Raw genomic sequence first — 14,290 nt, forward strand, 5'->3', positions numbered from 1 at the left:
GCGATCACGTCAGGACACCCCCAGCTCCCGGTCGATGAAGTCGAAGACCTCGTCGGGTGTGGCGTCCTGGAGCTTCTCGGCGACGGCCTCCCCGCCGCCCGCCGGAGCGTCGGCCTCGTTGAGGGAGACCAGCAACGCCCGCAGCCGCTCGGTGATCCGAATCCGGGCGCTGCGGTCCGGCGCCGAGCCGGCCAGCGCCGCTTCCAACCTGTCCAGCTCCCCGAAGACCGGTGCCACGCCGACCACGCCGCCGTCGACGATGGCCGCCCGGACGTACTCGGCGAGGCCGGCGGCGGTCGGGTAGTCGAAGACGACCGTGGCGGGCAGCCGCACGCCCGTCGCCGCGCTCAACCGGTTGCGCAGCTCGACCGCGGTGAGCGAGTCGAAGCCGAGCTCCCGGAACGCCCGGTCGGGCCCGACCGCGTCCGCCGAGGCGTGCCCGAGCACGGCGGCGGCCTGGCCGCGTACCAGGTCGAGGAGGGTCCTGCGCCGCTCGGCGTCGGTCTGCCCGGCGAGCAGGGCGGCGAGGGACTCGGCGGAGGACCCGGCCTCCTCGGCCCGCTCGGCGGCGGCCCGCTGCGCCTCGGCGACGCCGGTGAGCAGTGGGCTGGGCCGCACGGCGACGAACCCGGGCACGTACCGCGCCCAGTCGATGCCGGCCACCAGCGTCGCCGGTTCGCGCTGGGCCAGGCAGCGGGTGAGCGCGGCGAACGCGGTGGTGGTGTCGAGGCGGGCCACGCCGGTGCGGCGGCGCCGCTCCTCTACGGCCTGGTCGGCGGCGGCCATCCCGCCCGCCGCCCAGGGGCCCCAGGCGATCGAGGTGGCCGGCAGGCCCTGCCGGTGCCGCTGCTCGGCGAGCGCGTCGAGGTAGGCGTTGGCGGCGGCGTAGCTGCCCTGCCCGGCCGCGCCGAGCTGACCGACCATGGCGGAGAAGAGCACGAACGCGCGCAGCGGCAGGTCGGCGGTCAGCTCGTGCAGGTGCAGCGCGCCGAGCACCTTGGGCCGCAGGACGACGGCGATCCGGTCGGCGGTGAGGCCGTCGAGGACACCGTCGTCGAGGACGCCGGCCGCGTGCACCACCCCGGTCAGGGGCGCGTCGGCGGGCACCTCGGCGAGCAGCTTCGCCAGCGCGGCCCGGTCGGCCACGTCGCAGGCGACGACGGTCACCCGCGCGCCGGCGTCGGTCAGCTCCCGGACCAGGTCGGCCGCGCCGGGGGCGTCCGGTCCCCGGCGGCTGGCCAGCAGCAGGTGCTCGGCGCCCCGGGCGGCGAGCCAGCGGGCCACCTCCGCGCCGAGGGCACCGGTGCCGCCGGTGACCAGCGTCGTGCCGGGGTGGTCGGGCTCGTCGGGGGCCTCGGCGCCACCGGGCGCCCGCACCAGCCGGCGGACCAGGATGGTGGCACCGTCGACCGCGACCTGGTCCTCGCCGTCGAGACCGGCCAGCACGGCGCAGAGCAGGTCCCAGCCGTGGCCGTCGAGGGTGGCCGGCACGTCGACCAGCCCGCCCCAGCGCTCCGGGTGTTCGAGGGCGACGACCCGCCCGAGGCCCCAGAGCAGCGACTGCTCCGGCCGGGTCGGGGTGGCGCCCCGCGTGGTGCCGGCGGCTCCCCGGGTGACACACCAGAGCGGGGCGGCCACGTCGAGGTCACCGAGCGCCTGCACCAGGGCGAGGGACCGGGCCAGGAAGGGCGGTACCGGCTGGGTGTCGTCGACCGGGGCGTCGGCGAGCGCGAGCAGGGACAGCACGCCGTCCACCGGCGCGCGCCCGCCGTCGTCGGTCCGGGTCGCTGCCGTCAGGTGCCCGGCGACGGCCGCCCGGTCGGTCGGCTCCTCCGGCAGCAGCACCAGCCGGGCGTCGGCACCCCGCTGGGTCAGCTCGGCCACGGCGGCCTCGCCCTCGGCCGCGCGCTGCTCGTCGGCGACGACCCACCAGGCGCCGGGGAGGAAGCTGACCGGCGTGCCCGGGTACGGCTGCCAGACGCTGCGGTACCGCAGGTCGTCCAGGGCGGACCGGTCCCGCTGCTGACGTCGCCAGGAGGCGAGCAGGGGCAGGGCGGCGCCCAGCCGCTCCAGCGACTCGGTGGCGTTCTGTGCGGTGAGGTCCGCGAGCGCCGCCAGGTCCTCCTGTTCGACGGCCGCCCAGAACGCGGCGTCGACGCCGTTCGGCGTCGGGTCGGTGGCCCCCGCCGGCCCGTCGGCCCGGCCCGGCCAGAACCGGGACCGGTCGAAGGCGTACGTGGGCAGGTCGACCGTCGGCGTCCGGGCGAGGACCCTCGCCAGGTCGACCGGCAGGCCGATGGCGTGCGCGGTGGCCAGGTTGGTCAGTAGGCGGGTGGGGTCGTCGTCGCCCCGGCGCAGGCTGCCCAGCGTGTGCCCGGCCGTGCCGGTGTCGTCGAGGATCGCGGTGACCGGCAAGGTCAGCACCGGGTGCGGGGAGATCTCGACGAACGTGGTGTGCCCGGCGTCGATCGCGGCGCGGACGGCGGTGTCGAACAGCACCGTCTGCCGCAGGTTGTCGTACCAGTAGGCCGCGTCCATCGTCTCCGGCACCACCCAGTCCCCGGTCAGGGTCGACACGAGGCGGGTGTGCCCGGCCTGCGGGGTGACGTCGGCCAGGTCGGTGCGGAGCTGCTCGGCGACCTCCTGGACGGCCGGAGAGTGCGACGCGTAGTCCACCGGGATCAGCCGGGCGCGGACGCCGTCGGCCTGGCAGGCGCCGACCAGGTCGGCGACCGGCTGGGGCGGCCCGGAGACGACCACGGTCGACGGACCGTTGACGGCCGCCACCCCGACCCCGGGGAAGGCGGGCAGCCGCTCGGCGACGGCGTCGGCGGAGAGGTCCACCGACGCCATCGCACCCGTACCGCGCAGTACCGCCAGGGCCCGCGACCGCAGCGCGACGGTCTTGGCCGCGTCCTCCAGCGACAGGATCCCGGCGACGCAGGCCGCGCCGATCTCACCCTGCGAGTGACCGATCACCGCCTGCGGGACCACCCCCGCGTGCCGCCAGAGCGCCGCCAGGGCGACACCCACCGCCCACAGCACCGGCTGGACGACCTCCACCCGGTCCAGCCACGACTCGTCGTCCCCGGTCAGCACGGTGACCAGGTCCACGTCGAGGTGGGGCGCCAGCGCCCGCTGGCACTCGGCGAGGCGGTCGTCGAACACCGGCGTACGACCCACCAGGCCGGCGGCCATCCGCGCCGACTGCGCCCCCTGGCCCGGGAAGACGAACACCGCACCGGCACCGTGGCCGGACACCGTGCCCGTCACCGTGTTGCCCGCCGGCGCGCCGGCCGCCAGGGCGTCCAGCCCGGACAGCAGCTCCTCGACGGTCGTCCCGACCACGGCCGCGCGCTGGTCGAAGACCGCGCGGGTGGTGGCCAGGGACCAGCCGACCGCCGCCGGGTCGAGTCCGTCGTACTCGCGGAGGTACCGCGCCAGCCGGGCCGCCTGACCGGCCAGGGCCGCCGTCGACCGCGCCGACAGCGGCCACACCAGCGCGTCCGAGACCACCAGGCCCGCAGCGGCGTCCACCGGCAGCTCGACCTCGTCGGCCTGCTCGATGATCACGTGGGCGTTGGTGCCGGAGATGCCGAACGACGACACCGCCGCCCGACGCGGCCGGTCCACCGCCGGCCACGGAGTCGCCTCCGTCGCCAGCTCCACCGCACCGGCCGACCAGTCGATGTGCGGCGACGGGGCGTCCACGTGCAACGTCGCCGGCACCACACCCGCCCGCATCGCCAGCACCATCTTGATCACACCCGCCACCCCGGCAGCCGCCTGGGTGTGCCCGATGTTCGACTTCACCGACCCCAACAACAGGGGCACGTCCCGGTCCTGCCCGTACGTGGCGATGAGCGCCTGCGCCTCGATCGGGTCACCCAGGGTGGTGCCGGTGCCGTGCGCCTCCAGCACGTCCACGTCGGCCGTGGAGAGCCGGGCGCTGGTCAGGGCCTGTCGGATGACCCGCTGCTGGGAGGGGCCGTTCGGGGCGGTCAGCCCGTTCGACGCGCCGTCCTGGTTGACGGCCGAGCCGCGTACCACCGCCAGCACCGGGTGGCCGTTGCGCCGCGCGTCGGCCAGCCGCTCCACCAGCAGGATGCCGACGCCCTCGCCCCAGCCGGTGCCGTCGGCCGCCGACGCGAACGCCTTGCACCGCCCGTCGGTTGCCAGCCCGCGCTGCCGGGAGAACTCCACGAACAGGCCCGGCGTCGCCATCACGGTGACGCCGCCGGCCAGGGCAAGATCACACTCGCCCCGCCGCAGCGCCTCCACCGCCAGGTGCAGCGCGACGAGGGACGACGAACACGCCGTGTCCACCGACACCGCCGGCCCCTCCAACCCCAACGCGTACGACACCCGACCGGACAAGACACTCGCGGCGTTCCCCGTCGCCCCGAATCCCTCCACCTCGTCCGTGGACATCACCAACAGGGCCCCATAGTCCTGGCCGTTCGTGCCCACGAACACCCCTGTTCGCGAACCCCGCAACGCCCCCGGGTCAACCCCTGCCCGCTCGATCGCCTCCCAGGACGTCTCCAGCAGCAACCGCTGCTGCGGGTCCATCGCCACCGCCTCACGGGGCGAGATGCCGAAGAACGCGGGGTCGAAGTCCGCCACGTCGTACAGGAAGGCGCCGCTGCGGACGTAGGAGGTGCCGGTGGAATAGGGGTCGGGGTCGTACAGCCGGTCGATGTTCCATCCCCGGTCGCCCGGCAGGTCGGAGACGGCGTCGCGGCCGTCGTGCAGCAGCTGCCAGAACCGCTCGGGGTCGTTGGCGCCGCCGGGGAACCGGCAGGACATGGCGACGATGGCGACGGGCTCGTCGTCGGAGAGGGTCACCGGGGCGGCGGCGACGGCCACCTCGGCCCCGCCACCCAGTTCGTCGTGCAGGTGCCGGGCGAGCACGGTCGGGGTGGGGTAGTCGAAGACGAGGGTCACCGGCAGCCGCAGCCCGGTGGCGGTGGCGAGCCGGTTGCGCAGCTCGACGGCGGTCACCGAGTCGAAGCCGAGGTCCCGGAAGGCGTGGTGCGGGTCGACGGCCTGACCGCCGGCGTACTTGAGGACCGTGGCCGCCTGGTCGCGGACCAGGTCGAGCAGGGCCTGCTGACGCTCGGCGGCGCTCATCCGGGCCAGGGTGGCGGCGGGGCCGGCCTCGTCGGCCTCCTTCGCCTCGGCCTGACCCTTGGTGGCCGCGAGGGCCTGCGCCTCGGGGATCTCGGCGATCAGCGGCGCGGGGCGGGTCGCGGTGAACGCGACGTAGAAGCGGTCCCAGGCGATGTTCGAGATGGTCAGGAACGTCTCGTCGTGCTCGACGGCCTGGTGCAGCGCGGCGACGGCGAGCCTCGGGTGCATCTCGGGGGCGCCGTGCCGGTGCAGCATCCGCCCGAACTCGCCCTCGGCCATGCCGCCACCACCCCAGGCACCCCAGGCGATCGACGTGGCGGGCAGTCCGAGGCCGCGCCGGTGCTCGGCGAGGGCGTTGAGGAACGCGTTGCCGGGGGCGTAGTTGCCGACGCCGGAGCTGCCGACGGTGCCGGCCATGGCGGAGAACAGGATGAACGCGTCGAGGTCCCGGTCACGGGTGAGCTCGTGCAGGTTGATCGCTGCGGTGACCTTGGCGTCGAGCGCGTGGTCGGCCTGGTCGAGGGTGAGCGAGCTGATCACGGAGTCGTCCAGCACCGCGGCGGTGTGCACGACGGTGGTCAGCGGGTGCTCGGCCGGCAGGTCGTCGATGACGGCGGCGAGGGCCGCCCGGTCGGCGGCGTCGCAGGCGGCGACGGTGACCCGCGCGCCCAGGCCGACCAGCTCGGCCTCCAGCTCGGCGATGCCCTCGGCCTGCCGGCCGCGGCGGCTGAGCAGCACCAGGTGGGGCGCGCCGTTGGCGGCCAGCCAGCGGGCCACGTGCCCGCCGAGGGCACCGGTGCCCCCGGTGACCAGGGCCGTCCCGGTGGGCCGCCAGGTCCGGGTGGCCGGGGTGTCGCCCAGCGGGGCGCGCAGCAGCCGGCGGGCGAACGTGCCCGCGCGCCGCAGCGCTACCTGGTCCTCGCCGTCGCTGCCGGCGAGGACACGGACGAGCCGTCGCCCGGCCACGTCGTCCCACTCGTCGGGCAGGTCGAGCAGGCCGCCCCAACGGTCGGGGTGTTCGAGGGCGGCGACCCGGCCGAAGCCCCAGGCGAGCTGCTGCACGGGGTGCGGCAGCGGGTCGCCGGTGTCGGTGGAGACGGCGCCCCGGGTGAGGCACCACAGCGGGGCCCGGACACCGGCGTCACCGAGGGCCTGCGTCAGCGTGACGGTGCCGGCGAAGCCGACGGGGACCGCCGGGTGGGCGGGGGCCGGGGTCTCGTCGAGCGCGAGCAGGGAGACGATCCCGGCGACAGGCCCGGCCCCGGCGAGGTCGCGGGTCCGGGCCGCGAGGGCGGCGCGGTCGGTCCGCTCGGCGTCCAGCACCACCGGTACGACCGTGGCGCCGTGCCGAACGAGTGCGTCCCGGCAGAACGCGGCCTGGTCGGCGGTGGTGTCGTCGGGGCCGGTGACGAGCCACCAGGTGCCGGTGACGGCCGGCTCGTCGCCCTCGGCGACGGGCAGCCAGGCGTCGCGGTACCGCCACGAGTCGACGGCGGCCTGGTCGCGGTGCCGGCGTCGCCAGGCGGCGAGCACGGGCAGCACGTCGGCGAAGGCCGCCTCGGGCAGCGGGTCGGCGTCGGTGGCGTCGGCGAGTTCGGTGGTCAGGGCGGTCAGGTCCTCCGCCTCGACGGCGGCCCAGAACCGGGCGTCCACCTCGTCGTCGGCCATCGGGCGGGCGGCCGGACCGGTCGCTCCGGCCACGGCGGACGGCTGCGGCCAGTAGAGCTGGCGTTGGAAGGGGTACGTGGGCAGGTCGACCAGACGTCCCGACCGACCGGCGAACGCCGGCCGCCAGTCCACCGACACACCCCCGGCGTACACCTGCGCCAACGCACGATGGAACCGACCCAGACCCCCCTCGTCACGACGCAGACTCCCGGTCACCGTCACCGCAGCAGGATCCGCCGCGACCAGCTCCACGCTCTCCTGCATCGCCATCGTCAACACCGGATGTGCGCTGACCTCGACGAACGCGGAATAACCGGCAGCCACGAGACTGCGCACGGCATCGTCGAAGCGGACCGTCTGCCGCAGGTTCCGGAACCAGTACCCGGCGTCGAGACCGGCGGTGTCCAGCCAGTCCCCCACCACCGTCGACCAGAACCGCACGTCGCCGGTACGCGGGGACACCCCCGCCAACAGTTCCAGCAGCTGCTCCCGCAGCGGCTCGACGTGCGCGGAGTGCGACGCGTAGTCCACCGGCACCCGACGCACCCGCACCCCGGCGGACTCGTAGTGCGCCACCAACTCGTCCAGAGCAGCCACGTCCCCGGACACCACAACCGACGTCGGCCCGTTCACCGCCGCCAGAGCCACCCGCCCGTCCCACCGGTCGATCGTCGCGGTGACCTCCTCGGCGGTCGTCGCGACGGACACCATCCCACCGTCGCCCGCCATCCCCGCGATCACCCGACTGCGCAACGCCACCACCGCCGCCGCGTCGTCCAGGCTCAACGCCCCCGCGACACACGCGGCAGCGATCTCACCCTGCGAATGACCCACCACCGCCGACGGACGAACGCCGTACGACTGCCAGAGCGCGGCCAGCGACACACCCACCGCGAACAGGGCGGGCTGCACCACATCCACCCGCTCCAACGACGGCGCACCCGGCACACCCCGCACCACGTCCAACAACGACCAGTCCGTGTACGGACGCAACGCCTCCGCACACGCGGCCAGCTTCTCCGCGAAGACGGGGGCGGCGTCGATCAACTCCGCCGCCATACCCACCCACTGCGAACCCTGACCGGGGAAGACGAACGCCACCTCGCCCGCCGCGCCCGCGACCCCGGTCACCGCCTCCACCGCCCGCCCCTCGGCGAGCCCGTCCAACGCCGTGGCCAGCCCGCTCCGGTCGGCGGCGAAGACCACCGCCCGGTGATCGAGGGACGACCGACTGGCGACGAGCGACCAGGCGACGTCACCGAGCGCGGCGTCCGGCGCCTCCTCCAGGTGGTCCCGCAGGTCGCGGGCGCGGTCGGCGAGGGCGTCGGCGGTACGACCGGAGAGCACCCAGGGCAGTTCGTCGGCCGGTCCGTCGGCCGCCGGTTGCGGCGCGGGCTCCTCCACGGGTACCGATTCGAGGATGGTGTGCACGTTGGTGCCGCTGATGCCGAACGAGGACACCCCGACCCGGCGGACGCCGTCGACCGGCTCCCAGGGGCGGGCCTCGGTGAGCAGCTCGACGCGGCCGGCGGACCAGTCGACGTGCGGGGTGGGCTCGTCGACGTGCAGGGTGCGGGGCAGGACCCCGTGCCGCATGGCGAGGACCATCTTGATGATCCCGGCGACACCGGCGGCGGCCTGGGTGTGCCCGATGTTCGACTTGATCGAGCCCAGCCAGAGCGGACGGTCCTCGGGCCGGTCCTGCCCGTACGTGGCGAGCAGCGCCTGCGCCTCGATCGGGTCGCCCAGGGTGGTGCCCGTACCGTGCGCCTCGACCGCGTCGACCTGCTCGGGGGTGAGCCCGGCGTTGGCGAGGGCCTGCCGGATGACCCGCTGCTGGGCGGGGCCGTTCGGGGCGGTGAGCCCGTTGCTCGCACCGTCCTGGTTGACGGCACTGCCCCGCACGACGGCGAGGACCGGGTTGCCGTCCCGGCGGGCGTCGGAGAGCCGCTGGAGCACCAGCAGGCCGACGCCCTCGCCCCAGCCGGTGCCGTCGGCCGCACCGGCGAACGGCTTGCACCGCCCGTCGGCGGCGAGGCCGCGCTGCCGGGAGAAGCCGACGAAGATGCCGGGGGTGGCCATCACGGTGGCCCCGCCGGCCAGGGCCAGGTCGCACTCCCCCGTCTGGAGGGCCTGCGCGGCGAGGTGCAGGGCCACCAGCGACGACGAGCAGGCCGTGTCGACGGTGACGGCCGGGCCGTGCAGCCCGAAGGTGTACGCCAGCCGCCCGGCGAGGACGCTGGCCGAGACGCCGGTGGCGAGGTAGTTCTCGTCGACGTCCCCGGCGGCCATCAGCAGCGAGCCGTAGTCCTGCCCGTTGGTGCCGACGTACACGCCGGTACGGCTGCCGCGCAGCGCGGTCGGGTCGATCCGGGCCCGCTCGAACGCCTCCCAGGTGGACTCCAGCAGCAACCGCTGCTGCGGGTCCATGGCGACGGCCTCCCGGGGGCTGATGCCGAAGAAGGTGGGGTCGAACTCGCCCGCCCCGGCGACGAAGCCGCCCTCCCGGACGTAGCTGGTGCCGAGGTGCTCGGGGTCGGGGTGGTACAGCTCGGCGAGGTCCCAGCCGCGTTCGCCGGGCATCAGGGTCATCGCGTCGGTGCCGGCCGCGACGAGGTCCCACAGCTGCTCGGGCGAGGACACGCCGCCGGGGAAGCGGCAGCTCATCGCCACGATCGCGACGGGCTCCCGGTGCAGACCGGCACCGTCGGCGACCACCTCGCTCAGGGTGTGACCGGCGGTCAGGCCGTGCAGGTGGGCCGCGAGTTCGCCGACCGTGGGGTGGTCGAAGACGAGGGTGGCGGGCAGGGTCATGCCGGTCTCGGCGGTCAGCCGGTTGCGCAGCTCGACGGCGGTGAGCGAGTCGAAGCCGAGGTCGCGGAACGTCCGGTCGGGCAGTGGCTGGCCGGCCGGATAGCCGAGCACGGCGGCGACCTGGGTGCGGACCAGCTCGGTGAGCTGAGGCAGGGACCGGCCGACGACGACGGCACGGACCGGCCCGGCCTGTCCGACGGGCACGCCGGGCAGCCCGGCGATCAGCGGGGTCGGCCCGCCCCAGGCGGCGGCGAGGCGTCCCCAGTCGACGTCGGCGACGGTGACCGCCGGGTCACCGGCGTTGACCAGCCGGCCCAGCGCGGTGACCGCCTCGGCGGCGGGCAGCGGGTTGATACCGCCCCGGGTGAGCCGGGCGGTCAGCGCGGCGGTCGCCGCCGCCATGCCCTCGGCGGCCCAGGCGCCCCAGCCGATGGCGGTGGCGGGCAGCCCCTGGCCGCGCCGCCACGCGGCGAACGCGTCGAGGTACGCGTTGGCCGCCGCGTAGTTGCCCTGCCCGGCGCTACCGACGACGCCGGCGAGGGAGGAGAAGAGCACGAACGCGTCGAGGTTCCGCCCGGCGGTGGCCTCGTGCAGCACCCGCGCGGCGCGGACCTTGCCGTCGAGGACGGCCTGCATCCGGGCCGGATCGAGGCCGTCGAGGACGCCGTCGTCGACCACGCCGGCGGTGTGCACGACGGCGGTCAGGGCGGGCAGGGCGGCGACGAGGGCGGCGACGGCGTCGGCGTCGGTGACGTCGCAGGCGACCACCCGGGCCGCGCCGAGTCCGGCCAGCTCGTCGAGGAGTTCGGCGGTGCCGGGGGCGTCCGGACCACGGCGGGAGGCGAGCACCACCTCGGCGGCGCCGTTGGCCAGCAGCCACCGGGCCACCTGACGGCCCAGCGCGCCGGTCCCGCCGGTGACGAGCACCGTGCCGGCGGGCCGCCAGGTCGCCCCGGCGGGCGCGACGGCGGGGACGAGCCGCCGTTCGAGCACGCCCTGCGGGCGGATCGCCACCTGGTCGTGGCCGGCGTCAGCGAGGACGGCGACCAACGCCTCCCCGGCGGCCGGGTCGAGGCGACCGGCGCGGCTCGCGCCGGTGCCGGCGGACCGGGCGGGCTCGGCGGCGGGCAGGTCGATCAGGCCACCCCAGCGGTCCGGCTGTTCCAGGGCGACCACGCGGCCGAGGCCCCAGGCCGCCGCCGCATACGGGTCGGCGACCGTCTCGCCGCCGCCGACGGCCACGGCGCCCCGGGTGAGGCACCACAGCCGGCCGGGCAGACCGGTGTCGGCGAGGGCCTGGACGAGGCTGAGCAGCAGCGCCGTCCCGGCGGGGACGGCGGGCGCGTCGGGCAGCGGCTCGTCCCGCTCGGGCAGCAGGCAGAGCACGCCGGTCCAGCCCTGCTCCCCGCGTTCCCGCAGCAGCGTGCCCAGCGCCGCACGCCCCACCCCGGCCGTGACCTGGAGGACGTCGACGTCCCCCCCGCCCCGCCGGAGCACGTCCGCGACCCCGCCCCACTCTCCGCGATCATGGACTTCTGGCAGCGACGAAAGCCACATACCACCCGACTCGGGCGCCACAACTCCATGATCGGCGTGGAGAGGGGTGGGGGTGGGGGTGACGAGGAGCCAGTGGCCCGTCAGGGCCGGCACGGGGGCGGGGCGGATCGGGTCCCAGGTGATCCAGTACGACCAGGCGTCCACGACGGCGTCGCGCAGCCGGGCCCGACGCCACGAGGAGAGCACCGGTACGGCCGGGGCGAGGGCCGCCACGGCGTCCGGGTCGTCCTGGACGGCCAGCTGGGACGCGACGGCGGGCAGGTCGCCGCGTTCGACGGCGGCCCAGAAGTCGCCCTCGGTGCCGTCGGCGCGCTCGTCCGACGGGGTCGCCGCGCCGCCGGCCTCGGGCCAGTAGCGCTGGTGCTGGAAGGCGTACGTCGGCAGGTCGACCCGACGTGCACCGGTGTCCGCGAACCAGGACCCCCAGGTCACCGGAACCCCGTGCACGTGCAACTCCGCCAGAGCCGCCAGCAGGGCCTGAACCTCCGACCGGTCCTTGCGCTGCGCCGACACCGACAGCACGCCCTCGTCACCCGACAGGATGTCGACGGCCATCGCGGTCAGCACACTCTGCGGACCGACCTCCAGGAACGTGTCCACCCCGGCCGCCCGCACCGCCGCGATCCCGTCGCCGTACCGCACCGCCTCCCGCACGTGCCGCACCCAGTACTCGACCGACCGGATCTCGTCGCCGTCGGCGAGCGCGCCGGTCAGGTTCGACACCACCGGCAGCACCGGCGCGGCGAAAGTCAGCCGGCTGAGGAGCGCCCGGAACTTCGCCAGCATCGGCTCCATCAGCGGGCTGTGGAACGCGTGGCTGACGGCCAGCCGACGGGTACGCGCGCCCCGGTCCCGCCAGGTCCGCTCCACCTCGTCCAGCGCCTCGACCGCCCCGGACACCACCACCGACGTCGGCCCGTTCACGGCGGCGATACCCAGCCGGTCGGTCAGCCCGTCCAGGCTGGCCCGCACCTCCGCCTCCGGCGCGGCCACCGCGAGCATCCCGCCGCCGGTCGGCAGCGCCTGCATCAACCGGCCCCGCGCCGCGACGAGGGCACACGCGTGCTCCAGCGACAGCACCCCGGCCACGTGCGCGGCGGTGACCTCACCGATCGAGTGACCACCCACCACGTCCGGCACGACCCCGAACGACTCGACGAGCCGGAACAACGCCACCTCGACCGCGAACAACCCGGCCTGCGTGAACACCGTCTGGTCCAACAACTCCGCCTCGGGCGTGCCCGCCCCGGCGAACAGCACCGTCTTCAGCGGCTTCGGCAGCGCCCGGTCCAGGTGCCCGCACACCTCGTCCAGCACGGACGCGAAGACGGGGAAGGTCCCGTACAGTTCCCGGCCCATGCCGGCGCGCTGCGCGCCCTGGCCGGAGAAGAGCACCGCGAGCTGGCCGTGCGCGGCACCCGTACCGGTGAGGACGTTGCCGGCCGGCGAGCCGCTGGCCAACGCGCGCAGCCCGGCCACCAGGTCGTCGGGTCCGGTGGCGGCGACCACCGCGCGGTGGTCCAGCACGGTCCGGGAGACCACCGACGAGAAGGCCACGTCGAGGGGACGGGTGTCGTGGTCGGCGTCGGCCAGCCAGGCGGCCCAGCGGCCGGCCTGGGCGGCGACGGCGGCGGCGGACCGGGCGGAGAGCAGCACCGGGACGAGCGGACGGTCGGTGGTGCGGGCCGGCTCGTCGGTGGGGGCCGCTCCGTCCGCGGCGGCCTCCGGCACCGGGGCCTGCTCGATGATGGCGTGCGCGTTCGTGCCGGACACCCCGAACGACGACACCGCCGCCCGGCGCGGCCGGTCCACCGCCGGCCAGGGGGTCGCCTCGGTGGCGAGCGCGACCGCCCCGGCCGTCCAGTCGACGTGCGGGGACGGCTCGACCACGTGCAGGGTCGGCGGGACGACGCCGTGCTGGATGGCCAGCACCATCTTGATCACACCGGCGACGCCGGCGGCGGCCTGGGTGTGCCCGATGTTGGACTTGATCGAGCCGAGCAGCAGCGGGGCGGCCTCGCCCCGGTCCTGCCCGTACGTGGCGAGCAGCGCCTGCGCCTCGATCGGGTCGCCGAGCCGGGTGCCGGTGGCGTGCGCCTCCACGGCGTCCACGTCGGCGGTGCCGAGCCGGGCGTTGGCGAGGGCCTGCCGGATGACCCGCACCTGGGAGGGGCCGTGCGGGGCGCTCAGGCCGTTGGACGCGCCGTCCTGGTTGACCGCGCTGCCCCGGATCACGGCGAGGACCGGGTAGCCGAGACGTTGCGCGTCGGAGAGACGGGCGAGCAGCAGCATGCCGGCGCCCTCGGACCAGGAGGTGCCGTCCGCTCCGGCGGCGAACGCCTTGCACCGGCCGTCGGGGGCCAGGCCGCGCTGCCGGGAGAAGCCGACGAAGACCGCCGGGGTGGGCATGACCGTCACACCGCCGGCGAGGGCGAGTTCGCAGTCGCCGTTGCGCAGCCCCTGGGCGGCCAGGTGGATCGCCACGAGGGAGGCCGAGCAGGCGGTGTCGATGGTGACCGCCGGCCCCTCCAGGCCGAGGGTGTACGCCACCCGGCCGGAGACGACGCTGGTGGCGTTGCCGGTGAGCAGGTGCCCCTCGCCGTTCTCCGCCTGCGCCACCACGGACTCGTAGCCGTGCGTGGCCGCCCCGACGAACACCCCGGTACGGCTGCCCCGCACGGTCGGCAGCGGCAGCCCGGCCCGCTCGAACGCCTCCCAGGAGGCCTCCAGCAGCAGCCGCTGCTGCGGGTCCATGGCCAGCGCCTCGCGGGGGCTGATGCCGAACAGGTCGGCGTCGAACTCCCCGGCGTCGTAGACGAAGCCGCCCTCCCGGACATAGCTGGTGCCGGGGTGGTCGGGGTCGGGGTGGAAGAGCCGGTCGAGGTCCCAGCCCCGGTCGGCGGGGAACGGGCCGATCCCGTCGCCGCCGTCGCGCACGAGCTGCCACAGCCGCTCGGGCGAGTCGACCCCGCCCGGGTACCGGCAGCTCATCGCCACGATGGCGATGGGCTCGGACTCCCGGGCCTCCAGCTCGCGCAGCCGCCGCCGGGTACGCCGCAGCTCCGAGGTCGTACGCTTCAGGTACTCGACGTACTTCTCGTCCTCGTTGCTCACCGTG

General features: G+C 75.7%; 1 protein-coding gene. It reads right to left on the reverse strand.

All coding sequences use genetic code 11. The annotated features are described in order from the left end of the window. Positions 1-9: 9 nt before the first annotated feature. The gene (locus AB0F58_RS00560; protein WP_357135849.1) at positions 10-14,286 is read right to left on the reverse strand and encodes a type I polyketide synthase; all 14,277 of its coding nucleotides are present in this window, start codon (positions 14,284-14,286) and stop codon (positions 10-12) included. Positions 14,287-14,290 lie beyond the last annotated feature (4 nt).

Origin of the sequence: Micromonospora sp. NPDC023956 (assembly GCF_040639195.1) — a bacterium.
In the GTDB taxonomy this organism is placed as follows: Bacteria; Actinomycetota; Actinomycetes; order Mycobacteriales; family Micromonosporaceae; genus Micromonospora.